The following is a 25,421-nucleotide window of genomic DNA, read 5'->3' as shown; positions in this document are numbered from 1 at the left end:
GCGCGCACGCCGCGCGGACCGTACCCAGCAGCAGGAGGACGTGTGAGCCACGCCACCCCGGCCGACCCGGCCAGGTCCACCACCCCCGCCCGGGTGTACCTCGACAACGGCGGCCGCGCTCCGTGGCACCCGCTCGCCCGGCAGGCGTTCGAGCAGTCCCTGGCCGACGGCTGGGCCGACCCACGACGGCTGCACGCCGAGGGTCGCCGCGCGGCCCGGCTGCTCGACGCCGCGCGCGAGGCCATCGCCGCGGTGCTCGGCGCCCGGACACAGGAGGTCCATCTGACGCCGGGCCACACCGCCTCCCTGCACGCGGCGGTCGCGTCAGCCGCCGCGGCCCGACGGCGCGCCGGCTCCGCCGTCGTGGTCGGTGCGGTGGAGCGCGCCGCCGTGCTGCACGCGGCCCGGCTGGCCGGGGGCGCGTCGACCGGTGCGGGCGGAGGGACCGGTGCGGGCGGTGTGGCCGGTGGGGCCGGTTGGGGTGGGACCGCCGAGTCGCCGGGGCCCATCCCCGTCGACCGGTTCGGGCGGGTCGACGCCGACGCCATGGCCGCCGCCGTCCGGGCACCCGGCGTGGCGCTGGCCGCCCTGCAGCACGCGAACGGTGAGGTGGGCACCGTGCAGCCGGTCGAGGCCGTGCACGACGCCGCCCGCGCCGCCGGCGTCCCCCTGCTGGTCGACGCCGGGGCGAGCGTCGGGCACGTGGCGGTGCCCGACACCTGGGACCTGCTCGCCGCCGACCCCGCCGACTGGGGCGGCCCCGCGGGGATCGGCGTCCTCGCCGTCCGGCAGCGGGTGCGCACCGTCGCCGTCGGGCCCGAGGACGAGGACCCGTGGGCCCCGGGCGGCGTGAGCGTGCCGCTCGCGTTCGCCGCCGCGGTGGCGCTGCAGGCCGTCGAGTCCGACCGCGTGGCGCAGGATGCGCGGCGCCGGGCCCTCGTGGAGCGCGTGCGTGCCGAGGTGGCGCGCATCCCCGACGTCGAGGTGGTGGGCGACCCGGACGGCCGGCTCCCGCACGTCGCCACGTTCTCGTTCCTCTACGTGGACGGCGAGGCGCTGGTGACGGAGCTGGACCGGCACGGGTTCGCCGTCGGCTCCGGCTCGGCGTGCACCGCGAGCACGCTGGAGCCCTCGCACGTGCTGGGGGCGATGGGCGTGCTCACGCACGGCAACGTGCGGATCGCCCTCGACCGGTCCACCACGGCCGAGGAGGTCGAGCGGTTCCTCGCGGTGCTGCCCGGCGCGGTGGCACGGGTCCGCGAGATGCTGGGTGTCGGCGGACTCTGACCCCTCGCACGTATCAGGCGCCCGGGTCACTAGAGTGGCCTGTGTGCCTGACACGCTGGTGGACGCTCGCGGGCTGCGCTGCCCGCTGCCCGTGATCCGGCTCGCCGCGGCCGCGAAGGACCTGCCGGCGGGCACCGAGCTGACGGTCCTGTCGACCGACCCCGCCGCCAAGCACGACGTGCCGGCCTGGTGCCGCATGCGCGGCCACGAGCACGTCGGAACCCGGGAGCACCGGGCCAGGAGTCCGCGGGGCGACGTCGGCAGCGGCGCCGACGTCGGAAGCGACGGCAGGGTCGGGAACGACGACCGGGTCGGCAGCGACGACAGGGTCGGCGGCGACGAGGACTGGGACGGCTGGGCCGTCACGGTCCGGCTCGGCTGACGCGCTCCCCTCCCCTTTCGCGCCCTCCCCTTTGAGGCCTAAGTTTCTTCGCTTTGGGCAGCCCCAAAGCGAAGAAACTTAGGCCTCAAAGGGGAGGGGCGACAAAGGGAAAGGGCGACCCGAGGTGCCCAGGACGACGACGGGCCGGCCACCATGATGGTGACCGGCCCGTCGTGCCGAGAACGTCGCTCAGCGGGAGGCTGCGATCAGGAGAACGACCCGCCGCAGGCGCATGCGCTGCCCGCGTTCGGGTTGTCGATCGTGAAGCCCTGCTGCTCGATGGTGTCCTTGAAGTCGATCGTGGCGCCCTCGAGGTACGGCACGCTCATCTTGTCCACGACGACCTCGACGCCGTCGTAGTCGCGCAGAGCGTCCCCGTCGAGCACCCGCTCGTCGAAGTAGAGCTGGTAGATCAGCCCGGAGCAGCCACCCGGCTGCACCGCGACGCGAAGGCGCAGGTCGTCGCGGCCCTCCTGCTCGAGCAGGCTACGGACCTTGCCCGCGGCGACGTCGGTGACGTTGACGCCGTGGGTAGCGATGTCCGTGGTGGTGTCGGTCATGTCATCTCCCGATCGTGTTCGACATACCGGTAGTCGATCCTTGGACGTTGCCAACCCATCGGCTGGTCCGTCTGTTCCCGCTTGCCGGTCTGTTCTCAGATCGTACGCCCACGTACCGGCTGATCCCATCACCACCCGGGATGCGCGTCGCCGTCCGCGGCCTCAGCGCGCCCAGCCCGGCGACCAGGTCCGGGCCACGCGGCCGACGTCGTCGCCGGCCACCTCGTGCACCCCGCTCAGGCCCGCCGTGGACCACTCCCGCCTGCTCACCTCGCTGCGGCCGGTGACCACGACCACCGGCACCGCGTGCGGCGCTGCGGCGGCCGCCGCCTCCACGACCACCCCCCGGTGCAGCCCCTCGCCGTCCAGCCGCGTGACGTACGCCACGACGACGTCGGCGCCTGCGGCGACGCCGGCCAGCTCCGCGCCCTCCGCCCGTGGCAGCGCGGACGGGGCAGGCCCGGGTGCGGACGGCCCCGGGTGCGCGGGCCCGGCGTCCCGCGGCCCGACGGCGGCGGGGCGGCCCACCGGGATCGCCGGCCCCGCCAGGAGCACGCCGCGGGCGGCACCGTCGCCGTCGTCGTGCCGTGGCCCGGCCGGGGCCGCCGCGACGAGGCCGGGCACCCGGACCTCGCGCACCTCCGTGGTCGCGTGCGGGGCAGCGGCGCGCCACGCGGCGGCGAGTCGCTCGGCGTCGGGCAGGGTCTCGGCAAGCAGCAGCACGTGCACGAGAGGCATCGTGGCACCGTCCAGACTACGTGTCACCACCGCGTGTCATGATGGTGACCGTGAGCACCCTGCTGGCTGAATACTCCGGCTTCTCCGAGCCCGCCTCGTCCCCGTTGCTGCTGCTCGGCCAGGGGCGTGACCTGGCCTCCGAGCGCGGCGTGGAGTGCACGGGCGAGCTGCCCGCGCCGAGCGACCCCGACCTCGTGGACCGGGCGCGCGCCGCACGGGCCGCCCTCGGCAGCCGCGCGTTCGTCCTGGGTCACCACTACCAGCGCGACGAGGTCATCGACTTCGCCGACGTCACCGGTGACTCCTTCAAGCTGGCCCGCGAGGCGGCCGCCCGTCCGGAGGCGGAGTTCATCCTGTTCTGCGGTGTGCACTTCATGGCCGAGAGCGCGGACATCCTGACGTCCGACGAGCAGCAGGTCGTGCTGCCGGACCTCGCGGCGGGCTGCTCGATGGCCGACATGGCGGCGATCGGCCAGGTCGAGGAGGCCTGGGCCGTGCTGCAGGACGTCGGCATCGCGGACTCCACGATCCCCGTCACATACATGAACTCGTCGGCCGCGATCAAGGCGTTCACCGGGCGCCACGGCGGCACGGTGTGCACGTCCTCCAACGCGGAGGTCGCGCTGCGCTGGGCGTTCGACCAGGTGGGCGGCGTCGACGGCACCGGGAAGGTGCTGTTCCTCCCCGACCAGCACCTGGGCCGCAACACCGCGGTCCTGGAGCTCGCGATGTCGCTGGACGAGTGCGTGGTCTTCGACCCGCGCAAGCCCAACGGCGGGCTCACCGACCAGGAGCTGCGCGACGCGCGGATGATCCTGTGGCGCGGCCACTGCTCGGTGCACGGGCGCTTCTCGGAGCAGAACGTCACCGACATCCGCGCGGCGGTGCCCGGCGTCAACGTGATGGTGCACCCCGAGTGCAAGCACGAGGTGGTCACCGCGGCCGACTACGTGGGCTCGACCGAGTACATCATCAAGCAGCTCGAGGCGGCCGAGCCGGGTTCCGCCTGGGCCATCGGCACGGAGCTGAACCTGGTGCGCCGGGTCGCGCGGGCGCACCCGGACAAGCAGGTGCACTACCTCGACTCGACGGTGTGCTTCTGCTCGACCATGAACCGCATCGACCTGCCGCATCTCGTGTGGGCCATGGAGTCGCTCGTCGAGGGGCGCATGGTCAACCGGATCGTCGTGGACGCCGACGACGCCCACTGGGCCCGGGTGGCGCTCGACCAGATGCTGGCCCTTCCCGGAATCTGACCGGGCTGAGCGTGTGAGCGGCAACGGCGGGCTGCGCATCGGGATCTTCGTCTTCGACGGGGCGGAGGAGCTCGACGTCGTCGGGCCCTTCGAGGTCTTCGCGGAGTGGGGGTCCCACTCCCAGCTGCGGCCGACCGTGAGCACGTTCTCCTGGGACGGCGCCGGCGTGCGCCTCGCCAAGGGGCTGCGGATCCTGCCGGCGCACGGCGCGGACGACGTCGGACCGCTGCACGTGCTGGTCTACCCGGGCGGGCTCGGGACGCGGCCGCTGCTGGCCGAGCCGGGGCACCTGGAGTGGCTGCGCCAGATCCGCAAGCAGACCCCGATCATGGCGAGCGTCTGCACCGGCGCCCTGCCGCTCGCGGCCGCCGGGCTGCTCGCGGGCCGGCCCGCCACCACGCACCACGAGCACTACGACGAGCTCACCGAGCTGGACCCGAGCGTGCTCGTGGACACCGAGGCGCGCTACGTGGACGACGGCGACGTGATCACCTCGGCGGGCGTCTCCTCCGGCATCGACATGGCACTCCACCTGGTCGAACGCCTGGAGACGCCGGCCGTGGGCCGGTCGGTGCGCAGCGCGATCCAGCATCCGCCGACGCAGTCCGGACAAGGTATCTAGTACTGCCGGTTCTCGGTATAACCTCGGGCGCATGGCTCGCATGCTCCAGCTCACCTGGACCGGACTCTTCCCGCGCAAGGCCCGCCCCGGACAGACCCTGCTCGACCCCTCGGTCACCCGGATGCGCGTCGGCCCCCTGGACCTCGACTCCTACCTGCACGTCAACAACGGCACGTACCTGCAGATGATGGACGTCGCCCGGAACAACCAGATCGCCGACCTCGGCATGTTCCCGGTCGCCAAGGAGAAGGGCTGGGCCCCCGTGGTCGCGGCCTCGACCATGAAGTACCGGCGGTCCCTGCAGCCGTTCGACCGGTTCGAGATCACCACGCGGATCCTCGGCTGGGACGAGCGTGTCTTCTACCTGGAGCAGGTGTTCACGCGCGGGGACAAGCTGTACGCCCGCGGAATCGTCGCCAGCCGCTTCCTGGACCGCAAGGGCAACCGGATCTCCGCCCTCGAGGTGGTCCGGGACGCGACCGGCGAGGACCTGCCCTCGCCCGAGCTCCCCGAGGACGTCGCGGCCTGGGCCCGCGCGATGGACGTGGCACCGCGCGAGCCCTCGGCCGCGAGCTGACCGGGAGGGTCAGAGCCCCTCGCCGACCTTGGTGAGCAGCAGCGCCTCGGCCAGGACCACGTTCTGCAGCTCGCCCAGGTGCACCGACTCGTTGGCGCCGTGCGCCCGCGAGTCGGGGTCCTCGACGCCGGTCACGAGGATCGCGGCGTCGGGGAACACCTCGAGCAGGTCCGCGATGAACGGGATGGACCCGCCCACGCCGACGTCGACCGGTGCGGTGCCCCACGCCTCGGTGAAGGCGGCACGCGCCGCCCGCATGGCGGCCGTGTCGCCGGGGGCGAGGAACGGCTTGCCCTGCTCGCCCGACCGCCACGTGGCCTGCACGCCGAACGGCGCGTGCTTCACCACGTGCGCGGCCAGCGCCGCGTCGGCCGCCGCCGGGTCCTGGCCGGGGGCGAGCCGCAGCGAGATCTTGGCCGTGCAGCGCGGCGCGATCGTGTTGGACGCCTCGGCCACCGAGGTGACGTCCATGCCGATCACGGACAGCGCGGGCTTGGACCACAGTCGTCCCGACAGGGTGCCCGTGCCCGCGAGCGACACGCCGTCGAGCAGCGAGGAGTCGGCGCGGAACGCGGCCTCGTCGTAGTCGACCTCGGGCTCGGGCGCGGTGACCAGACCCTCGATCGCGACGTCGCCGGCCTCGTCGTGGAAGGTCGCCACGAGGCGGGACATCAGGGTCACGGCGTCGAGCACGGCGCCGCCGAACATGCCGGAGTGCACGGCGTGGTCGAGGACGCGCAGCTCGATCTCGCCGTCGACCAGGCCGCGCAGCGACGTGGTCAGGGCGGGGACGCCCACCTTCCAGTTGGTGGAGTCGGCGACGACGATGACGTCGGCGGCGAGCAGGTCGCGGTAGGTCTCCAGGAAGGCCCGGAAGGACGGCGACCCCGACTCCTCCTCACCCTCGAGGAAGACGGTGACACCCACGGGCAGGTCGGCGCCGTCGGGCAGGCCGAGGGCGCGCAGGGCGCCGAGGTGGGCCACGATGCCGGCCTTGTCGTCGGCCGCGCCGCGCCCGAAGAGGCGCTCGCCCACCTGCGTGGGCTCGAACGGGTCGGTGTCCCAGGTGGCCGGGTCGCCCGGGGGCTGCACGTCGTGGTGCGCGTACAGCAGCACGGTCGGCGCGCCTGCGGGCGCGGGGCGGCGGGCGACGACGGCGGGCGCACCCGGCGTGCCGTCGGGACGCGGCGCGGACAGGATCTGGACGTCCGGCAGGCCGGCGTCGCGCAGGAGCTGTGCGGTGGCGGCGGCGCTGGCGGCCACGTGCTGCTGGTCGAACGCGGCAGCCGAGACGCTGGGGATGCGCACGAGCGCCTCGAGGTCTGCCTGGAGGGCGGGGAACTGCTCGGTGACGCGGGCCCGGAGGGCCGCGGTGGTATCGGTGGTCACGCCCCCACGTTAACGGCTCGGAACCGGCCGCCGCCGGGAGCGATTAGGCTGGGAGGGTGTTCTCCCGCAGCAAGACTTCGACACCAGACGGCGTGACCCCCGTGGGCGACTCCCCCGACGAGGTGACGCCGACGTCCGACGCGGCCCAGACCGCCGCCGGCAAGGGCCGCCCCACGCCCAAGCGCAACGTCGCGCAGGCCGCGAACAAGCGCCCGCTGGTCCCGGACGACCGCAAGGCGGCGCGCAAGGCGCAGCGCGAGAAGTCGCGCGTCGACCGGGAGCGCGCCTACCAGGCGATGCAGACCGGTGACGAGCGGTACATGCCGGCCAAGGACAAGGGCCCGGTGCGCCGGTACGTGCGCGACTTCGTCGACGCGCGCTGGAACCTCGGCGAGTTCTTCCTGCCGGTGGCGTTCATCTTCCTGTTCGCGACGTTCTTCACGCAGCAGTACCCGCAGCTCAGCATCTTCGTGATGCTCGGCCTGTACGGGTTCCTGTTCCTGACGATCATCGACGCGTGGCTGCTGTGGCGTTCGCTGAAGAAGCGCCTCACGGCCAAGTTCGGCGAGGTGCCGCGCGGCCTGCTGATGTACACCATCACGCGCGCCTACCAGCTGCGCCGGTCGCGGCTGCCCAAGCCGATGAGCAAGAAGCGCGGCAACTACCCGGAGTAGCTCCCGCTTGTCGGACGGCGGCTGTCAAAGGGCGCCGCACGTGTCAGACGTACAGGCCACTCCGGTGACCCGCGCGTGTGACACGTGCGGCGCCCTCTGACGACTCAGCGCAGGGCGTCAGGCGGGGCGCTTCTTGGGCATGCCCTCGAGCGTCTTGGCCGGGTCGCGCTCGACGACGCCGGTCAGGGCCTCGTCGATCTGCTTCATCAGCTCGGCCGGGATGGTCACACCCGAGGCCTTGACGTTCTCCGCGACCTGCTCGGGACGGGAGGCGCCCACGAGCGCGGCGGCGACGTTGTCGTTCTGCAGCACCCAGGCCACGGCGAGCTGCGCCATGGACAGCCCCAGCTCGTCGGCGACCGGCTTGAGGTTCTGCACGGCGGTCAGGGTCTCGTCGCTCATGAAGCGGCTGATCGTCTGGGCGCCGCCCTTCTGGTCCGTGGCACGCGAGCCGGCGGGCGCGGCCTGGCCCGGCAGGTACTTGCCGGACAGGACGCCCTGCGCCATGGGCGACCACACGATCTGCGAAACGCCGACCTCCTTCGAGGCGGGCACGACCTCGTCCTCGATGACGCGCCACAGCATCGAGTACTGCGGCTGCGAGGAGATGAGCTGGAAGCCCAGGTCCTTGGCGAGCGCGGCGCCGGCGCGGATCTGGTCGGCGGTCCACTCGGAGACGCCGATGTAGAGGGCCTTGCCCTGGCGGACGACGTCGGCGAACGCCTGCATCGTCTCCTCGAGCGGCGTCTCGACGTCGTACCGGTGTGCCTGGTACAGGTCGACGTAGTCGGTGCCGAGGCGCGTCAGGGAGCCGTTGATCGACTCGAGGATGTGCTTGCGCGACAGGCCCGTGTCGTTGGGGCCCTTGGGGCCGGTGGGCCAGTACACCTTGGTGAAGATCTCGAGGGACTCGCGGCGCTCGCCCTGCAGCGCGTCGCCGAGGACCTGCTCCGCGACGGTGTTGGCGTACACGTCGGCGGTGTCGAAGGTGGTGATCCCGGCGTCGAGGGCGGCCCGGACGCACGCCGAGGCGACGTCGTTCTCGACCTGCGAGCCGTGGGTGAGCCAGTTGCCGTACGTGATCTCGGAGATCTTGAGACCACTGTTACCGAGGTACCGATAGTTGACCATGAAGGCACCCTATGCCAGGCCCTCGAATCGAATCGAGCCCCGGCCCGGGGTCAGTGCCGGTCGGTCAGGCCCGTCGGCGCCAGCCACCGCGCAGCCACCTGCACCACCGGGCCGACGCCGAAGGCGAACACGACCGTGGCCCAGCCGAACGTCCCGCCCAGCAGCACCCCGACCACGACCACCGTGACCTCGATGACGGTCTTCACCAGCCACACGGGCCAGCCGGTGCGCTGCACGACGCCGGTCATCAGCCCGTCGCGCGGGCCGGGCCCGAGGCGGGCCCCCACGTAGGCCGCGGTGCTCACCCCGAGCAGCACGGTGCCGCCCAGCGCCAGCGCGATCCCGGCCGGGAGCCCCGGGTGCGGCACCAGCCGTTCGAGCACCCACAGGGCCGGGTCGATGACGAGGCTGATCACGATGATGTTGGCGATCGTGCCGATCCCCGGCTTCTGGCGCAGCGGGATCCAGGCGAGCATCACCAGCAGCCCGACGCCGAGCACCACCCAGCCGTACGCCAGCCCGGTCCGGTCCACGATGCCCTGGTCCAGGACCGCCCATGGCATCGCGCCCTGTCCCGAGTGCAGCATCATCGCGGTCGCGACGCCGAAGCCCACCAGCCCGAGCAGGAGCTGCAGGCCGCGACGCCAGGGGCGCATCAGGACAGGCGCGGCGGCGGGTGCCAGAACCGGGGTGGTGCCGGTCGCGGCGTCGGCCGCGAGGTCGGGGGCAGGCTCGGCCGGGCGGCCGGTGGTCGTCGTCATGCACCCATGGTGCGGGACCATTGGCCTTGTCATCCAGGGCCAATCGCGCAAGAGTGGCCCCTATGTCCGCCGCGACCCCGACCGTGCTGCGTCAGCTCTCCCCCGCCACGACCGCCCGGCTGCTGGGTTCGTGGCACGCGGGCGGGCCGGCGTACATCGCCCTCGCCGACGCCCTGCGGGCCGCCGTCCTGTCCGGCACGCTCGCGCCCAACACCCGCCTGCCCAGCGAGCGCGAGCTGGCCGCGACGCTGCGGGTCTCGCGCACCACCACCTCCGGCGCGTACGCGCGGCTGCGCGAGCTGGGCTTCGCGGTGAGCCGCGTCGGGTCGGGCACGGTCGCCACGCTGCCGCAGCGCAGCGCCGAGCCCGCGCCCGGGCGCCCCGCCGGCGGCGACGCACCCGTACCCGACGACGCGCTGCGGGCCGCGACGCCGGCGGGGGCCGCGTCCGGCGCCGGGCACCTGGACCTGTGGCAGGCGACGCCGCCCGCCCCGCCCGAGCTGCACGAGGCCTTCGCCCGCGCCCTGGAGCGGCTGCCGGCGTACCTCGACTCCGGCGGGTACGAGCCGCACGGGCTGGCGCCGCTGCGCGAGGCGGTCGCCGCGCGGTACCGCGAGCGCGGCGTGCCGACCACGGCCGACCACATCCTCGTGACCACCGGCGCGCAACAGGCGATCGCCCTGCTGGCGCACACCCACCTGCGGCCGGGTGACCGCGCGGTGGTCGAGTCACCGACCTACTTCCACGCCATGGAGTCCATGCGCGACGCCGGGGGCCGGGTGGTCGGCGTGCCCACGGGGCCGCTCGACGTCGACCTCCTGGCCTCCACGGTGCGGCGCGCCCAGCCGCGCCTGGTGTACCTGGTACCGGACTTCCAGAACCCGACGGGGTTCGTGCTGTCCGCGGACGAGCGTGCGGCGGTCCGGGAGATCGCGGACCGGTTCGGCGTCACCGTGGTCGGGGACGAGACGCTCGTCGAGCTCAACCTGTCGGACGAGGCGATGCCACCCGCGTTCGCCGGGGACGGCACGTCGCCGCACGTCGTCTCGGTGGGGTCGGCGTCCAAGGCGTTCTGGGGCGGCCTGCGGGTCGGCTGGGTCCGGGCGCACCCGCAGGTGATCTCGCACCTCGCGCGGGCGCGGCAGTCGGCGGACATCGCGACGGCCGTCCTGGAGCAGCTCGCCGTGGTCGAGCTGCTCGGGCGCCACGAGCAGGTCATGGCGGGCCGGCGCCGCATGCTGCGCGAGCGGCGGGACCTGCTGGTCGGTCGCCTCCGGGAGGTGTTCCCATGGGACGTGCCGACGCCGCAGGGCGGGCTGTTCTGCTGGGCCGACCTGGGCCGGCCCGTCGCGCAGGCGTTCGCCGCGGCGGCGGCCGCCGAGGGCGCCCTGGTCGCGGCCGGGCCGATCTTCAGCCCCGAGAGCACCGGGGCCGCGTCCCGCGTGCGGCTCACCTTCACGCGGTCGCCCGCCGAGCTGACCGAGGCGGTGCCGCGGCTGGCCCGGGCGTGGGCGCGAGTGGCGCCGTCGGGCAGGACGAGGCGCTGACCGCGCCCCTGGCGCGGCTCCGGGCGAGCCTCAGTGGGTCCGCAGCTCCACGCCCGGCGCGGCCTGCGTGCCGTCGTGCAGCAGGCTCGCCTGCACGGCACCGGCCGCCGCGAGCTCGCGCCAGTGCTCGCCGAGCCACTGCTCGGCGTCGTACTGCGCCGTGAAGACGGGCGTGACGGGCTCGGTCAGGCGGCGCCCCTCGGCGTCGTCCAGGGCCCACTCCCACTGCGGACGGATCACTCGTACCTCCCACTTGCCGTGGAGCCCGCCGAACGGGTCAGGGCGCGGTTGATCTCCGACGCCCACAGCGGCCCCTCGTAGACGAACGACGTGTACCCCTGGGTCAGGTCGGCCCCCGCGCGCAGGTACGCGCGGACGTCGTCGGCCCGGGTGATGCCGCCCACGCCGATGATGACGGGTCCGGTGCCGAGGCGCTCCCGCAGGCGCGCGACGACCTCGATGCCCCGGCCCAGCAGCGGCGGGCCGGACAGCCCGCCCGGCCCGCGGTCGTGCCCGATCGTGGTGTTGACGGCGACGACACCGTCCAGGCCCAGCTCCAGCACGAGGTCGGCGACGGCGTCGACGTCGTCGTTCGCGAGGTCAGGCGCGATCTTGACCAGGAGCGGCACCCGCCGCCCGGTGCCGCGGCCGGCGGCCGTGCCGACCGTGGCCTCGTCGGCCGCGGCGCGGACGGCCTCCAGGATCGGCCGCAGCGACTCGGTCGCCTGCAGGTCGCGCAGGCCCGGCGTGTTCGGGGAGGAGACGTTGACCACCAGGTAGTCCGCCCAGGGGGCGAGCAGCCGGGCCGACGTCGCGTAGTCGCCCGCCGCGAACTCCGGCGGCGTCACCTTGGACTTGCCGATGTTGGCGCCGACGACGATCGCGCGGCCCGCGGCGGTGCTCCGCAGCGCCCGCAGGCGCTCGGCGGCGGCCGCCGCGCCCTCGTTGTTGAAGCCCATCCGGTTGCGCACGCCCCGCACGTCGAGCTCGCGCCACATGCGCGGCTTCTCGTTCCCGGGCTGCGGGCGGGCGGTGACGGTGCCGATCTCGACGAACCCGAAGCCGAGCATCGTCAGGCCCCGGATCGCGCGGGCGTTCTTGTCGAACCCGCCGGCCAGGCCGAACGGCGCCGGCACCACGCGGCCGAAGAGGCGCACGCTGCCCGGGCCGCCGGCCCGCTGGCCGAGGTACGGGGCCAGCGCCCCCTGCGCGACGTCCCGCAGCACCGGCACCTTGCCGGCGCGCTCGATCAGCGAGAACGCGAGCTCGTGGGCCCGCTCCGGATCCATCCGGCGGAAGACGCCGTTGAACAACAACGAGTACGGCCAGCTCATGCGGTCCTCTCCTCGGACGTGCTGCGCGACGTCCGCCACAGCCACCACAGCCCCACGAACGGCAGGACCAGCGGCACGTAGCCGTAGCCCTGGCCGAAGCCGGACCAGACGGTCGACTCACCGAACACGCCGGGGTCGGCCAGCGACAGGGCGCCGATCGTGACGACGCCCACCGCCTCGATCCCGACGGTGATCCATGCGGTCACGCGCCAGGCGGGCGTGCCGATCGCGAGCGCGAAGGTCGCGACCACGTACACCGCGGCCGCGAGCGTCGACAGCGTGTAGGCGACGGGGGCCTCGCCGAACTTCACGACGAGCTCGTAGGACGACCGGCCCAGGGCGGCGAACGCCAGGATGCCGTACACGGTCACCAGCACGCGGCCGAAGCCCCGCCCGGTCCGCCGTGCGGCCGTCTTCCCGGTCGGTTCGGTCGGTTCGGTCATCACGCCCCCATCCAGATCTGCCACATGCGCCACTCCAGGAAAGCCACCGTCAGGGACGCCACGAGCAGCACCACCGAGCTCCATCTGGTGCGCTCGGCGAAGGCCCACGCGGCGGCGACCGGCAGGATCACCAGGGTCGTGGCGAAGTAGCCCCAGAACAGCAGCGGATCGCTCGCCCCGCCGCCGCCCGCACCCTGCACGACCGCGACGACACCCTGCACGAGCAGCAGGACCTCGATCGCCGCGCCGCCCCACAGCTGGTTCAGGATCACGGCGCGGTCGCGGGCGACGAACCAGCCGGCCCACCCGGCCAGGGCCACGCAGAGCGCGACCACGAGGAGCAGGAGGCCAAGGATCACGTCCGCAGACTACCGGGCGGCACCGTCCCACCGGCAATCGGATCGTGCGTGACCTGCGCCTCGATCGGCCCGTCCGAGGGTGCTGGGCAGGCCGCCCGCCCGTCCGCTCGGCTGTCCACGGACCGGCGGTCAGAGGCGCGGGATACGATCGGCTGCGTGACCGACGTGACCCTCTCCAGCAAGAATCCCACCGCCGTGAAGGCCGAAGCGCTCGTGGTGGCGACCGCCCAGACGTCGGACGGCGTAGCCGTCGTGTCCGACCAGCTCCCCACCGACCTGCTCACGCAGCTCGAGACGCTCGCCCCGCAGCTCGGCGTCACCGGGGCGCGTGACGAGGTCCGCAAGATCCCCGCCGGCGACAAGCTCGCCGCCGACGTCCTGGTGCTGACCGGCCTGGGCGAGCGCACCGAGGACGGCACGTTCACCGTAGAGACCCTGCGCCGCGCCGCCGGTGCCGCGACCCGCGAGCTCGCGGGCCTCGCCTCCGCCGCCATCGCGCTGCCCGCCTCCGACGACGCGGAGATCACCGCCGTCACCGAGGGTGCGCTCCTGGGCGCCTACGCGTTCAACCGCTACCGGACCTCCGGCAAGGCCACGAAGGACGGGGCGAAGGACGCCAAGGACGCGAAGAACGGCGCCCGGAACGGCAAGGACCCGGTCGCCGCGATCGAGATCCTCACCCCGCTGCACAAGAACGCGAAGGCCAAGCTCGCCGCCGAGCGCGCCGAGATCCTCGCCGCGGCCGTGCACGCCACGCGTGACCTGGTCAACACCGCGCCCAACGAGCTCTACCCGGCCACCTTCGCCGACGCCGCCAAGGCCGCGGCCAAGGACGTCAAGCACCTCAAGGTGACCGTGCTCGACGACAAGCAGCTCGCCTCGGGCGGCTACGGCGGGCTCACCGCCGTGGGCCAGGGCTCGTCACGCGGCCCGCGCCTCGTCAAGGTCGCCTACACGCCGGCCAAGCCGACCGCCAAGGTCGCGCTCGTCGGCAAGGGCATCACGTTCGACTCGGGTGGCATCTCGATCAAGCCGGCCGCCGGCATGGAGGCCATGAAGTCCGACATGGCCGGCGCCGCCGCCGTCCTGTCCACGGTCGTCGCCGCGGCCAAGCTGAACCTGCCGGTCGCCGTCACCGGCTACCTCTGCCTCGCGGAGAACATGCCGGGCGGCAACGCGCAGCGCCCCGCCGACGTCATCACCATCTACGGCGGCAAGACCGTCGAGGTGCTGAACACCGACGCCGAGGGCCGCATCGTCATGGCCGACGGCCTGGTCTCCGCCGTCGAGGACGGCCACGACGTGGTGCTCGACATCGCGACGCTCACCGGCGCGCAGATGGTGGCGCTCGGCAACCGCACGTCCGCCGTCATGGGCACCGACGCGGTGCGCGACGAGGTCAAGGCCGCCGCCGACGCCTCGGGCGAGCTGTTCTGGCCGATGCCGCTCCCCGAGGAGCTCAAGACGAACATCAAGTCCAAGGTGGCCGACGTCGCCAACTCCGGGCCGCGGTGGGGCGGCATGCTCAACGCCGGCCTGTTCCTGCAGACCTTCGTGGGCGACCACCCGTGGGCCCACCTGGACATCGCCGGGCCGGCCTTCAACGAGGGCGGCGCGCACGGCTACACCTCGGGCGGCGGCACCGGCGTGGGCGTGCGCACGCTGCTGAGCTTCATCGAGGGCCGCGCGGCCGCGGCGGCTCTCCCCGCGAAGTAGGACTCCGGCGAGGTACGACTCTGGCGAAGCAGCGGTCGCTGCTTCGCCAGAGTTCTACCTGCATGGGTTCTATCTGCATGGGTTCTATCTGCATGGGTTCTATCTGCATGGGTGCCGTGTCTGCGGGATCACTTCTTGCGCTGCGCGCTGTTCCAGTCGCGCATCCGCTGCGGGTAGCCGGTGAACCGCACGTTGTAGACAGGCACCCCGAGCTGGTTCGCGATGTCGAAGGCGGTGCGCTCGTCGGGCACCCGGCGGCGTGTCCACTCCCCCGTGCTGGCGACGAGCAGGATGGTGCTGGGGATGTCGGTGGTCGGCGGCTCCACGTAGGCCTCGACGCCGATCCGTGAGGAGATGAACTCACCGAGGTGTGCCAGGGTCTGGCGACGCGCGTCGTTGCCGGTCGGGCGCGCGCCGCTCCCGGGCGTGGAGCGCCGCTGGAAGAAACGCGCGAGCGAGCTACGGGACTGGCGGGGCATGCACCGAGGGTACTAGCGAGAACGGCAGTGTCCTAGGCATCTCCACGCACATCGCAGGAAACTCGCACTTCCGAGCCGCCCGCCTTTTCACAACGGCGTCATTTGCGTCAATGTCGCCACGGTCACACCCGACAAGCCGGGTACACGATTGGGGCCACGCCCGCTGAAGTGTCAAGATGGCATGCGGCGCCAACCCGCGCAGCAGACGCAGTCACCTCCGCCATCCATGAGGAGCCAGCACTTGCCTACGCATGACAACCCGGACACGTACGACGTCGTCGTGCTCGGTGGAGGAAGCGGCGGCTACGCGGCCGCCCTCCGCGCCGCGCAGCTGGGCCAGAGCGTGGCCCTCGTGGAGGAGGACAAGCTCGGCGGGACCTGCCTGCACGTGGGCTGCGTGCCCACCAAGGCGCTCCTGCACGCGGCAGAGGTGGCCGACGCCGCCGCGCACGGTGCGCAGTTCGGCGTCCGCACCTCGCTGGACGGCATCGACATGCCCGGCGTGCTCGCCTACAAGGACTCCGTGGTCGCGGGCCTGTACAAGGGTCTGCAGGGGCTGATCGCCTCCCGGAAGATCACCGTCGTCGAGGGGCACGGCACGCTCGCCTCCCCCGGCGTCGTCGAGGTCACCGCGCCCGGCGGGGCGACCACCCGCGTCACCGGCACCCACGTGGTGCTCGCGACCGGCTCGTACGCCCGGTCCCTGCCGGGCCTGGAGCTCGGCGACCGCGTCATCACCTCCGACCAGGCGCTCACCCTGGACACCGTGCCGAAGTCCGTGGTGGTGCTCGGCGGTGGAGTGATCGGCGTGGAGTTCGCCAGCGTCTGGAAGTCGTTCGGCGCCGACGTGCAGATCGTCGAGGCGCTGCCCCACCTCGTACCGAACGAGGACGTCGCGCTCTCGAAGGCGCTGGAGCGCGCGTTCCGCAAGCGCGGCATCAAGTTCTCCCTGGGCGACCGCTTCGCCCAGGTCAAGCAGTCCGACGACGGCGTCAAGGTCGAGCTCGAGTCGGGCGCCACGTTCGACGCCGAGCTGCTGCTCGTCGCCGTCGGACGCGGTGCCCGGACCGCCGACCTCGGGTACGAGGCCGCCGGCGTGCGCCTCGACCGCGGTTTCGTGCTGACCGACGAGCTGCTCCGCACCGGCGTCACCACGCCGACCGGCGGGCAGGTCTGGGCGGTCGGCGACATCGTGCCGGGCCTGCAGCTCGCCCATCGCGGGTTCGCGCAGGGCATCTACGTGGCCGAGCAGATCGCGGGCCAGTCGCCCGCGCCGATCGACGAGGCGGCGATCCCGCGCGTCACCTACTGCGAGCCGGAGGTGGCGTCGGTCGGCGTCACCGAGGCGAAGGCCGCCGAGCTGTACGGTCCGGACCAGGTGGAGACCATCGAGTACAACCTCGCGGGCAACGGCAAGAGCAAGATCCTGGGTACCCAGGGCTTCGCCAAGCTGGTGCGCCGCAAGGACGGACCCGTGGTCGGTATGCACCTGATCGGCTCGCGTGTGGGCGAGCTGATCGGCGAGGGCCAGCTCATCGTGGGTTGGGAGGCGTTCCCTGAGGACGTCGCCTCGCTCGTCCACGCACATCCCACCCAGAACGAGGCACTCGGAGAGGCACACATGGCACTGGCCGGCAAGCCTCTGCACGCCCACAACTGACCATAACGACAAAGGAGACCTCACAGGTCATGTCTGAGAACGTGCAGCTGCCGGCCCTCGGCGAATCCGTCACCGAGGGCACTGTCACCCGCTGGCTCAAGGCTGTCGGCGACGAGGTCGCCGTCGACGAGCCGCTGCTCGAGGTGTCGACCGACAAGGTCGACACCGAGATCCCGTCGCCGATCGCCGGCGTCCTCGAGCAGATCCTCGTCCAGGAGGACGACACCGTGGAGGTCGGCGCCACCCTCGCCGTCATCGGTGACGGCTCCGGTTCCGGTGCCGCCCCGGCGGCCCCCGCGGCCGAGCCCGCCGCCGCGGAGGCCCCCGAGCCCGAACCGGCACAGCCGGCCGAGGCCACGCCCGCCGAGGCGCCTGCCGCCGAGGCCTCCGCGCCCGCCGCCGCTCCGGCTCCGGCCGGTGGCGGCACCGACGTGCCGCTGCCCGCCCTGGGCGAGTCGGTCACCGAGGGCACCGTGACGCGCTGGCTCAAGGAGGTCGGTGACGACGTCGCCGTCGACGAGCCGCTGCTCGAGGTGTCGACCGACAAGGTCGACACCGAGATCCCGTCGCCGGTCGCCGGCAAGCTCCAGGAGATCCTGGTCAAGGAGGACGAGACCGTCGAGGTCGGCGCCATCCTGGCCCGCGTCGGCTCCGGCGCGGCCGCTCCGGCGGCCGAGGCTCCGGCTGCTCCCGCCCCGGAGGCGCCGAAGACCGAGGCTCCGAAGACCGAGGCTCCGGCCGAGGCCACCCCGGTGCCGGACCCGGCCGCGGACTCCCCGGCGCCCGCCGAGGCCGCCTCCCCTGCTCCGGCTGCCCCGGCTCCCGCCGCGCCCGCACCTGCCGCTCCGGCTGCCCCGGCTCCCGCACCTGCCGCTCCGGCTCCTGCCGCACCGGCTCCCGCCGCGGCCGCCGGTCGCGCCGCCGGCTCGTACCTGACCCCGCTCGTGCGCAAGCTCGCGGCGGAGAAGGGCGTCGACGTCGCCACGGTGACGGGTACCGGCGTCGGCGGCCGCATCCGCAAGGAGGATGTGCTCGCCGCGGCCGAGGCGAAGGCCGCTCCGGCCCCCGCCGCTGCCGCAGCGCCCGCCAAGGCCCCCGCGGCCAAGCTCGAGGTGTCGCCGCTGCGTGGCACCACCGAGAAGATGTCGCGCCTGCGGAAGATCGTCGCCGAGCGCATGCTCGAGGCGGTACAGACGCAGGCCCAGCTGACCACGGTCATGGAGGTCGACGTCACGCGCGTCGCCAAGCTCCGGGCCAAGGCCAAGGAGTCCTTCGCCGCTCGCGAGGGCGCCAAGCTGACGTTCCTGCCGTTCTTCACGCAGGCCGCCGTCGAGGCGCTCAAGGCGTACCCGAAGATCAACGCCACGATCGACACCGAGAAGGGCGAGATCACCTACCACGGTTCGGAGAACGTCGGCATCGCCGTCGACACCGAGCGTGGCCTGGTGGTCCCGGTCATCAAGAACGCGGGCGACCTGAACCTCGCCGGCATCGCCCGGCAGATCCAGGACCTCGGTGCGCGCACCCGGGCCAACAAGGTCACGCCGGACGAGCTCTCGGGCAGCACGTTCAACATCACGAACACCGGCTCGGGCGGCTCGCTCATCGACACGCCGATCGTGCCGCTGGGCCACGCGGCCATCCTCGGCACGGGCACCATCACCAAGCGCCCGGTCGTGGTGACCGACGCCGAGGGCAACGAGAGCATCGCGGTGCGCTCGATGTCGTACATCTTCCTGTCCTACGACCACCGCCTGGTCGACGGTGCGGACGCCGCGCGCTTCCTCACCGCGATCAAGAACCGCATCGAAGAGGGCGCGTTCGAGGCCGAGGTCGGTCTCTGACCAGGGTCTCCGGGTCGGCCGGGTAGCCTCGCGCGCCCGACGTCGACCAGCAGGTAGAGCGCTGTGGCCGGTCCCGGTTCGGGGCCGGCCACGGTCGTTCCGGTGACCGCTGCGTTCGGCCCGCGGGTCGTCGGGCAGGCTAGATTCGCGGGATGGACGTAGTGGTGGCCGGGTCCCACGGTCTCGTCGGTTCCGCGCTGGTCGCGGACCTCGTGGAGCGGGGTCACGGTGTGCGGCGCCTGGTGCGCCGGGGCGGGGAGTCCGACGGCGACCCGGCAGCCAGGGCGGTCCCCACCGGGGACGACGGCGCCGTCCGGCAGGTGCTGTGGGACCCGCGGACCGGGGAGCTCGACCCGGCCGCGCTGGAAGGCGCGGGCGCCGTCGTGAACCTGGCCGGGTCCGGGATCGGCGACCACCGCTGGACCCCCGCCTACAAGCAGAAGCTCCTGGGCTCACGCACCACCACCACGAGCCTGCTGGCCCGCACGATCGCACGGCTGGACGAGCCGCCGGTCCTGGTCAACGCCTCCGCGGTCGGAGCGTACGGGGACCGCGGGGACGAGCTGCTGACCGAGGCGTCGGCGCGCGGGGACGACTTCCTGGCGCAGCTGGTCAAGGCGTGGGAGAACGCCACGGCTCCCGCCGCGGAGGCCGGCGCACGGGTGGTCTGGCTGCGCAGCGGCATCGTGCTCGCGCCGTCGGGCGGGGCGCTCGGCCGGATGCTGCCGCTCCTGCGCCTGGGCGTGGGCGGGCCGCTCGGCGGCGGTCGACAGTGGTGGAGCTGGATCACGCTGGCCGACGAGGTCGCGGTGATCCGGCACGTCATCGACGCGAACGTCCGCGGGCCCGTGAACGCCGTCGCGCCCGAGCCCACCACCAACCGGGAGCTGACCAGGGCGCTCGCCCGGGCCCTGTCCCGGCCCGCAGGGCTGGCGGTGCCGCGGTTCGCGCTACGGATCGCGCTCGGGCAGTTCGCCGACGACCTGCTGGCCTCGCAGCGCGTGGTGCCCGCCGTGCTGAACCGAACGGGGTTCACCTGGACACACGCCGAACCGGAGGCGGCGGCCCGCTGGGTAGCGGGCCGCCCGGCCACCGGCGCCTAGCTGCACTGATCGTGCGGACCGTCGACCGCGCGGCCCGCTGATCACGTAGACGGCTGACCGGGTCAGCGGACCTCGCTGACCCGCCAGCCGCCCGGGGTCCAGACCAGCGTCAGGTCCGCCGACTCCTTCGAGGCGGGCACGGCCGTCTCGCCGCCGTCGGACACCTGCATGTGCGCCGTGATCGTGTACTCGATCCGGACGACCGCCTCGATCGGCACCCGCTTGTTCGACGCCTTGCTCTCGCCGGAGTCCGACGTCTGGGTCGTCTTGTTCGACGTCGTGGTCGCGCTCTGCACTGCCGACGCGGCGCCCGGGCCCTGCGTCACGACCTCGGTGGAGCTGATCTCGGCGGAGGCGCCGACCACCTGGGCCTTGTTCTGCTTGAGCTCCTCGAGGATCTGCTGGTCGGCCCGGTAGGCCGGCGAACCCTTGAGGTTGACCATGCTGATGTCGGACACCGCGCCCGCCAGCAGGGCCAGGCGACGCTCGGTCAGCTCGACCGCGGCGCCCGCCGGGTCCTTGGCGTTGCTCACCGGGTTGATGCCGCCCCACACGGGGGTCGAGGGTTCGGGCGACGGCGCCGCGACCGCGGGCTCCTCGCCGCCGAAGGCCTCGGGGATCGCGGTGACGCCCGCGGAGATCCCCGCGACGACGCCGGCCGCGATCATCACGGACGCGAGCACGGTGCCGACGGTGGTGCGCGGCTCGACGGCCTTGGCCCCCGGCCGGGCGCCGGCGCCGCGGCCGGTGATCGGCAGCGTGGCGCGGCGGCGGGCGGTGGCCGCCCAGGTGCGGGCGTCGACGGCGGCGATGGACCCCGTGAGGGTCCGTGCGGCCGAGCGCCACGCCGACGGCGTGTGCGCCCCGAGCGGCACGTGGCCGGCGATGGGCACCGGGCCGCTGATGGCGGCCGAGACGAGCGCTGAGCCGTCCGGGAGCCGCACGGGCACGGGCCGCACGGCGTCGTTGGCGAGCGCGGCGAGCGTGCCGGGCTCGGGCCGGTCGCGCGGGTCCTCCGCGCGGGCGCGGGCCAGGACGGACCGCAGCGCCTGGTCGGCCTTGGAGTCCAGGCTCGGGCCGGGGAAGCCCAGCACGGACTCGACGAGCGTGGCCAGCGAGGTGACGTCGACGGGGTCGTCGCTGTGCTCGGGCAGCGTCACGCGGGGGCGCAGCACGGCGCTGCCGTCGCTGCGGAGCAGCACGTCGGTGGGCCGCACGCCGCCGTGGACCAGGCCGACGCTGTGCAGCGCGGCCAGGGCCTGCGCCACGGCGACGGTGATGCCCGCGCCCTCGGCGGCGGTCAGGGGGCCACGGGAGCCGACGGCGGTCGGCAGGTCGACCGCGCCCGTCCGCGACAGCCGGACATCGAGGTTGTCCGGTCCGTTCGGCGAGATCGCGATGAGCGGCACGAGATGGGGGTGGTCCAGTGTCGCGAGGGTGTCCAGGCGGCGCACCAGAAGGTCCCGAGACGCAGCGTCCGTCGGGACGGCTACGCGGACCAGTTCCGCGGATTCGATGTAGTGCACCCGTTCATGAGAACTCCGTGAACCGGAGCCCGCTCTTTATCCACAGGATTTGCCGAATCGTGAGCCCTGTGGGTGAACTCCTGGGAACGACAAAGGGCCCGGCGGGTGACCGGGCCCCGTTCGTCAGCCCTGGGTGCGCCGACGGCGCCGCACCAGGACCTGCGCGAACGTTGCGTCAGACGTCGACGAGGCGCCCTTCCTTGGCCGAGATCCGGGCCGCGTCCAGCACCTCCGCGGTGCGCACGGCGTCGGCCGGGTCGACCGGCACGTCGGCCTCGCCGTCGAGCCATTCGGCCACGGCCGAGTAGAAGTCCTCGTGCCCGCCGCGGGGCTGCGGCACGGCGGTGCGCTCCCGGCCGTGGGTGAGCCAGCCGTGGGTGCCGTCGGGCTGGTCGTCGTCGAGCACGTCGAACGGCGAGGCGTCGCCCTCGAACGAGTTGACCACGTACGCGCCGCCGTCCCCCAGCACGCGCGTGCGAGGGCCGGGGGCACCGACCAGGGAGCCGGCCCAGAGGCGCGAGACCACGCCCTTGGCGGGCGGCTCCACGCCGAACAGGACGTCGGCGGCCGCCGCCCGGCCCGGGACCACCCCGGGCTTCGTGCCCGGCGCGGCGTGGTGCAGCACGAGGAAGACGTCGTCCTCGGTGGGCGTCGAGAGCGCGCGGGTCTCGGCGTACACGGACACGACCGGCCCGAACAGCTGGGTGGCCGAGTCCACGAGGTGCGGGCCGAGGTCGAGCAGGAGCCCGCCCCCCACGGTGTCGTTCTCCTTCCACCGCTGCTGCGGCTTGGGCCGCCAGCGCTCCCAGTGCCGCTCGAAGGTGTGCACCTTGCCGAGGTCGCCCCGGTCCAGCAGCGCCTTGAGAGTGAGCTGCTCCGGGTCCCAGCGCCGGTTGTGAAACACGGTGAACGGCGTGCCCGATGACGACGCCGCACTCACCACGCGGCGCGCCTCGGCCGCCGTCGTCGCGATGGGCTTGTCGAGCACGAAGGGCTTGCCCGCCAGGGAGACGGCGTTCGCGTGCTCGGCGTGCAGCGAGGAGGGGCTGGCGATGACCACGAGGTCGTAGAGACCGGGCTCCGCGAGCATCGTCGTCAGGTCGTTGAACAGCCGCGCGCCCGGCCAGTCGCCGGCCGCCTGGACGCGCCTTCCGGGGTCGCGCGCGACGACCGCCGTTACCGACATACCCGCAGCTCGCGCCAGTCGAGCGTGAATTTGCCTGCCCGCTCCGCCGTAGCCGACAATCCCGATCCGAAGTGCCATGGCCCCATCGTGCCCCGCGGGGAGCAGCGACGCGAGATTACTGGTCAGCCGCTTAATCCCCGTAACACAACTCTGGCAGACTGGGGCAAGAGGTACGTTTCGCACGTTTTTAGTCTTTGTCCGGCCATCTGCGGTCCGGACCACCGGCCGACAGATTGAGGGGCTCGTGTCCGCCACAGCCAAGAAGTCCAGCCAGAACCGCAAGACCCTGCAGCTCGTGCTGATCGCCGTCGCGGCGCTGGTGCTCGCGGGGAATTTCATCGTCAAGTCCCTGGGTGACGACGTCGCCCCCGCGGAGGGCGCGGAGGGTTCCGCCCTCGCGACGCTGGACACCCTCACGGTGCAGGACGCCGCCACCACGGACGGCTACGACCGCGAGGCCGACTTCGGCAGCGCCTGGAAGGACGTCGACGGCAACGGCTGCGACACCCGCAACGACATGCTCCAGCGGGACCTCGACGACTTCGTGCTGACCGAGGGCGACTCCTGCGAGGTGGCCTCCGGCACGCTCGACGACCCGTACACGGGCGAGACCATCGACTTCGAGCGTGGCGAGCGCTCCGGCGACGTGCAGATCGACCACGTCGTGGCGCTGATGAACGCCTGGACCACGGGCGCGGCCGACTGGGACAAGGACCTGCGCGTCGAGATCGCGAACGACCCGCTCAACCTGGTGGCCTCCGACGGCCCCGCCAACATGGGCAAGGGTGCCAAGGACGCCTCCGAGTGGCTGCCCGAGAACCAGGCGTACCGCTGCGAGTACGTGGCCCGGCAGATCGCGGTCAAGGAGAAGTACGACCTCTGGATCACGCCCGCGGAGCACGACGCCATGGAGGACGTGCTGACGAGCTGCCCGTCGGAGCCCCTCCCGACGCGCTGACCGCTCTTCGTCAGCCAGGGTCGGCCCCTGCCGCACCACCGGGCGGGCTTAGGGTGGCGGGCATGGATATTCGTCATCTCTCCGGGCACGTCGAGTACCACGAGGGCTGGGACCTGCAGCGGCGCACCCACGAGGGCGTCCGCGCGGACGAGCTGGCCGACACGGTCTTCTTCCTCGAGCACGAGTCCGTCTACACGGCGGGGGCGCGCACGCACCGGGACGAGTACCCGACCGACGGCACCGAGGTCATCAGGGTGGACCGCGGCGGCAAGATCACCTGGCACGGGCCGGGCCAGATCGTGGCCTACCCGATCATCAAGCTGGCCAAGCCGTTCGACGTCGTCGAGTACGTCCGCACGCTGGAGCAGGCCGTCATGGACGTGTGCACCACGCTCGGCGTCGAGACCATGCGGGTGGAGGGCCGCTCCGGCGTCTGGGTCGCCGCGGACTCCCCCGATGCCCCCGACGCACGTCTGGAGCGCAAGATCTGCGCCATCGGCGCGCGCGTCGCCAAGGGGGTCACCATGCACGGCCTGGCCCTGAACTGCGACGCCGACCTGACCGCCTTCGACCACATCGTGCCCTGCGGCATCCCCGCGGAGGACGCCGACGTCACGTCCCTGACCGCCGAGCTCGGCCGGCAGGTCACCGTCGACGAGGTGCGGCCGCTCCTGCAGGTGGCGCTGATCGAGCGCCTGGCGCCCCTGCTGGCGGCCGACGAGGCGTCGCCCGCGGCCGACGAGGCGCCGTCGGAGGCCGTGACCGTGACCGCGTGACGAACGCCACTTGTCACCCGCCCGACGCCCGCGCGACGCCGGGCGCGCGAGGCATAGGCTGGGCCAACCCGCTGACCTGGGAGGGATCTGCGTGACCATCGCACCTGAAGGCCGACGCATGTTGCGCATCGAAGCGCGCAACTCGGCCACGCCCATCGAGAAGAAGCCCGAGTGGATCAAGACCCGGGCGGTGATGGGTCCCGAGTACCGCGACATGAAATCGCTCGTCAAGGGCGAGGGCCTGCACACGGTGTGCGAGGAGGCCGGCTGTCCCAACATCTTCGAGTGCTGGGAGGACCGCGAGGCCACCTTCCTCATCGGCGGTGACCAGTGCACCCGCCGCTGCGACTTCTGCCAGATCGACACCGGCAAGCCCGCCGACTTCGACAAGGACGAGCCGCGCCGCGTCGCCGAGTCCGTGCGGACCATGGGCCTGAAGTACTCGACCGTCACGGGCGTCGCCCGCGACGACCTGGCCGACGGCGGCGCGTGGCTCTACGCCGAGACCGTGCGCCAGATCCACGCGCTGAACCCGGGCACCGGCGTCGAGCTGCTGATTCCCGACTTCAACGCCATCCCCGAGCTGCTGGACGCCGTCAACGAGTCGCGCCCCGAGGTGCTCGCGCACAACGTCGAGACCGTGCCGCGCATCTTCAAGCAGATCCGCCCGGCGTTCACCTACGAGCGGTCGCTCTCGGTCATCACCCGGGCCCGCGACGCCGGCCTCGTGACCAAGTCGAACCTGATCCTCGGCATGGGCGAGACGGTCGACGAGGTCAAGCAGGCGCTGCAGGACCTCCACGACGCCGGTTGCGACATCATCACGATCACCCAGTACCTGCGCCCGTCGCTGCGCCACCACCCGGTGGACCGCTGGGTGCGGCCGGAGGAGTTCGTGGAGCTGTCCGAGACGGCGGAGGAGATCGGCTTCCTCGGCGTCATGGCGGGGCCGCTGGTGCGTTCGTCGTACCGCGCGGGCCGCCTGTGGGGCCAGGCGATGACCAAGCACGGCCGCCCGATCCCCGAGGCGCTGTCGCACCTCGCCCAGCCCACCACCTCCCGTCAGGAGGCGGCGAGCCTGCTGGCGCGCTGACCCGGCACGCCGAACGCTCG

Annotated in this window: 26 protein-coding genes; 14 read left to right on the top strand and 12 right to left on the bottom strand. The window is 73.0% G+C overall.

The genetic code is table 11. The annotated features are described in order from the left end of the window. The first annotated feature begins 42 nt into the window (after positions 1–42). Entirely contained in the window at positions 43–1,287 is a 1,245-nt protein-coding gene (locus ACH47X_RS08890) for a cysteine desulfurase family protein (protein WP_397403394.1), read from the top strand. A gap of 43 nt (positions 1,288–1,330) precedes the next feature. Beyond that, positions 1,331–1,669 carry a sulfurtransferase TusA family protein gene (locus ACH47X_RS08885; protein WP_397403392.1) on the top strand — a complete coding sequence of 113 codons (339 nt, stop codon included), beginning with the start codon at positions 1,331–1,333 and terminating at the stop codon, positions 1,667–1,669. Between the two features lie 206 nt (positions 1,670–1,875). Here ACH47X_RS08885 and erpA read toward each other — a convergent pair whose 3' ends face one another. Continuing rightward, complete coding sequence (gene erpA, locus ACH47X_RS08880) at positions 1,876–2,229, bottom strand: iron-sulfur cluster insertion protein ErpA (RefSeq protein WP_020014294.1); 354 nt, start codon at positions 2,227–2,229, stop codon at positions 1,876–1,878. Positions 2,230–2,391: 162 nt separating this feature from the next. Then, positions 2,392–2,967, bottom strand: a complete 576-nt coding sequence (locus tag ACH47X_RS08875; protein ID WP_397403390.1) for a hypothetical protein — start codon at positions 2,965–2,967, stop codon at positions 2,392–2,394. Between the two features lie 41 nt (positions 2,968–3,008). On the opposite strand from ACH47X_RS08875, the gene nadA reads away from it, so the two are divergent. From nadA to ACH47X_RS08860, 3 genes are read left to right on the top strand one after another with little or no spacing between them, the layout of a single operon-like run. Beyond that, complete coding sequence (gene nadA, locus ACH47X_RS08870) at positions 3,009–4,223, top strand: quinolinate synthase NadA (protein ID WP_397403494.1); 1,215 nt, start codon at positions 3,009–3,011, stop codon at positions 4,221–4,223. Positions 4,224–4,236: 13 nt separating this feature from the next. Continuing rightward, entirely contained in the window at positions 4,237–4,845 is a 609-nt protein-coding gene (locus tag ACH47X_RS08865) for a DJ-1/PfpI family protein (protein ID WP_036959918.1), read from the top strand. Positions 4,846–4,876: 31 nt separating this feature from the next. Further along, positions 4,877–5,422: an acyl-CoA thioesterase gene (locus ACH47X_RS08860; RefSeq protein WP_036959919.1), complete on the top strand. Its 546-nt coding sequence runs from the start codon at positions 4,877–4,879 to the stop codon at positions 5,420–5,422. 9 nt (positions 5,423–5,431) lie between these two features. Here the strand turns inward: ACH47X_RS08860 and ACH47X_RS08855 are convergent, their stop codons facing one another. Beyond that, complete coding sequence (locus ACH47X_RS08855; protein ID WP_397403387.1) at positions 5,432–6,811, bottom strand: dipeptidase; 1,380 nt, start codon at positions 6,809–6,811, stop codon at positions 5,432–5,434. A gap of 56 nt (positions 6,812–6,867) precedes the next feature. Between ACH47X_RS08855 and ACH47X_RS08850 the strand changes: the two genes are divergently transcribed. Further along, positions 6,868–7,485: a DUF3043 domain-containing protein gene (locus ACH47X_RS08850; protein WP_397403385.1), complete on the top strand. Its 618-nt coding sequence runs from the start codon at positions 6,868–6,870 to the stop codon at positions 7,483–7,485. A 117-nt stretch (positions 7,486–7,602) separates the two neighbouring features. Here the strand turns inward: ACH47X_RS08850 and ACH47X_RS08845 are convergent, their stop codons facing one another. Next, on the bottom strand, positions 7,603–8,616 hold the full coding sequence (locus ACH47X_RS08845) for an aldo/keto reductase family protein (protein WP_397403383.1): 1,014 nt from the start codon (positions 8,614–8,616) through the stop codon (positions 7,603–7,605). Positions 8,617–8,666: 50 nt separating this feature from the next. Then, complete coding sequence (gene yczE, locus ACH47X_RS08840; RefSeq protein WP_397403381.1) at positions 8,667–9,377, bottom strand: membrane protein YczE; 711 nt, start codon at positions 9,375–9,377, stop codon at positions 8,667–8,669. 62 nt (positions 9,378–9,439) lie between these two features. On the opposite strand from yczE, the gene yczR reads away from it, so the two are divergent. Beyond that, positions 9,440–10,924, top strand: a complete 1,485-nt coding sequence (yczR, locus tag ACH47X_RS08835; protein WP_397403379.1) for a MocR-like transcription factor YczR — start codon at positions 9,440–9,442, stop codon at positions 10,922–10,924. A 30-nt stretch (positions 10,925–10,954) separates the two neighbouring features. Here the strand turns inward: yczR and ACH47X_RS08830 are convergent, their stop codons facing one another. From ACH47X_RS08830 to ACH47X_RS08815, 4 genes are read right to left on the bottom strand one after another with little or no spacing between them, the layout of a single operon-like run. Beyond that, positions 10,955–11,164 (bottom strand): hypothetical protein, encoded by a 210-nt coding sequence (locus ACH47X_RS08830; protein ID WP_036959922.1) that lies wholly within the window; start codon positions 11,162–11,164, stop codon positions 10,955–10,957. After that, positions 11,161–12,258 carry a quinone-dependent dihydroorotate dehydrogenase gene (locus ACH47X_RS08825; protein WP_397403377.1) on the bottom strand — a complete coding sequence of 366 codons (1,098 nt, stop codon included), beginning with the start codon at positions 12,256–12,258 and terminating at the stop codon, positions 11,161–11,163. The genes ACH47X_RS08830 and ACH47X_RS08825 overlap by 4 nt, the downstream gene beginning before the upstream one ends. Further along, positions 12,255–12,701, bottom strand: a complete 447-nt coding sequence (locus ACH47X_RS08820; RefSeq protein ID WP_051433305.1) for a hypothetical protein — start codon at positions 12,699–12,701, stop codon at positions 12,255–12,257. Before ACH47X_RS08820 ends, ACH47X_RS08825 begins: the two co-directional genes overlap by 4 nt. After that, a complete protein-coding gene (locus ACH47X_RS08815) occupies positions 12,701–13,060 on the bottom strand; it encodes a hypothetical protein (RefSeq protein ID WP_397403374.1) in 360 nt (119 codons plus the stop codon). Before ACH47X_RS08815 ends, ACH47X_RS08820 begins: the two co-directional genes overlap by 1 nt. Positions 13,061–13,216: 156 nt before the next feature. On the opposite strand from ACH47X_RS08815, the gene ACH47X_RS08810 reads away from it, so the two are divergent. Beyond that, on the top strand, positions 13,217–14,776 hold the full coding sequence (locus ACH47X_RS08810; RefSeq protein ID WP_397403372.1) for a leucyl aminopeptidase: 1,560 nt from the start codon (positions 13,217–13,219) through the stop codon (positions 14,774–14,776). 128 nt (positions 14,777–14,904) lie between these two features. Here the strand turns inward: ACH47X_RS08810 and ACH47X_RS08805 are convergent, their stop codons facing one another. After that, positions 14,905–15,255: a hypothetical protein gene (locus tag ACH47X_RS08805; RefSeq protein WP_036968685.1), complete on the bottom strand. Its 351-nt coding sequence runs from the start codon at positions 15,253–15,255 to the stop codon at positions 14,905–14,907. Between the two features lie 226 nt (positions 15,256–15,481). Here ACH47X_RS08805 and lpdA point away from each other — a divergent pair, with 226 nt between their 5' ends. From lpdA to ACH47X_RS08790, 3 genes are all read left to right on the top strand, one after another. Then, positions 15,482–16,915 (top strand): dihydrolipoyl dehydrogenase, encoded by a 1,434-nt coding sequence (gene lpdA / locus ACH47X_RS08800; RefSeq protein ID WP_397403369.1) that lies wholly within the window; start codon positions 15,482–15,484, stop codon positions 16,913–16,915. A gap of 29 nt (positions 16,916–16,944) precedes the next feature. After that, the gene (gene sucB / locus ACH47X_RS08795; RefSeq protein ID WP_397403367.1) at positions 16,945–18,759 is read left to right on the top strand and encodes a 2-oxoglutarate dehydrogenase, E2 component, dihydrolipoamide succinyltransferase; all 1,815 of its coding nucleotides are present in this window, start codon (positions 16,945–16,947) and stop codon (positions 18,757–18,759) included. Between the two features lie 152 nt (positions 18,760–18,911). Continuing rightward, a complete protein-coding gene (locus ACH47X_RS08790) occupies positions 18,912–19,862 on the top strand; it encodes a TIGR01777 family oxidoreductase (RefSeq protein ID WP_397403365.1) in 951 nt (316 codons plus the stop codon). A gap of 62 nt (positions 19,863–19,924) precedes the next feature. Here the strand turns inward: ACH47X_RS08790 and ACH47X_RS08785 are convergent, their stop codons facing one another. Beyond that, a complete protein-coding gene (locus tag ACH47X_RS08785) occupies positions 19,925–21,316 on the bottom strand; it encodes a hypothetical protein (protein WP_397403363.1) in 1,392 nt (463 codons plus the stop codon). A gap of 247 nt (positions 21,317–21,563) precedes the next feature. Then, complete coding sequence (locus ACH47X_RS08780) at positions 21,564–22,652, bottom strand: Gfo/Idh/MocA family oxidoreductase (protein ID WP_397403361.1); 1,089 nt, start codon at positions 22,650–22,652, stop codon at positions 21,564–21,566. A 166-nt stretch (positions 22,653–22,818) separates the two neighbouring features. Here ACH47X_RS08780 and ACH47X_RS08775 point away from each other — a divergent pair, with 166 nt between their 5' ends. The 3 genes from ACH47X_RS08775 to lipA all read left to right on the top strand — a co-directional run bounded on the left by ACH47X_RS08775 (position 22,819) and on the right by lipA (position 25,401). Further along, the gene (locus tag ACH47X_RS08775; RefSeq protein ID WP_397403359.1) at positions 22,819–23,532 is read left to right on the top strand and encodes an HNH endonuclease family protein; all 714 of its coding nucleotides are present in this window, start codon (positions 22,819–22,821) and stop codon (positions 23,530–23,532) included. 62 nt (positions 23,533–23,594) lie between these two features. Next, positions 23,595–24,308: a lipoyl(octanoyl) transferase LipB gene (gene lipB, locus ACH47X_RS08770; protein ID WP_397403357.1), complete on the top strand. Its 714-nt coding sequence runs from the start codon at positions 23,595–23,597 to the stop codon at positions 24,306–24,308. A gap of 91 nt (positions 24,309–24,399) precedes the next feature. Continuing rightward, complete coding sequence (gene lipA, locus ACH47X_RS08765; RefSeq protein ID WP_026365492.1) at positions 24,400–25,401, top strand: lipoyl synthase; 1,002 nt, start codon at positions 24,400–24,402, stop codon at positions 25,399–25,401. Positions 25,402–25,421 lie beyond the last annotated feature (20 nt).

It is taken from the genome of Promicromonospora kroppenstedtii (genome assembly GCF_044389675.1).
Classification (GTDB): Bacteria; Actinomycetota; Actinomycetes; order Actinomycetales; family Cellulomonadaceae; genus Promicromonospora; species Promicromonospora kroppenstedtii.
This window is presented reverse-complemented; position numbering and strand designations above follow the sequence as displayed.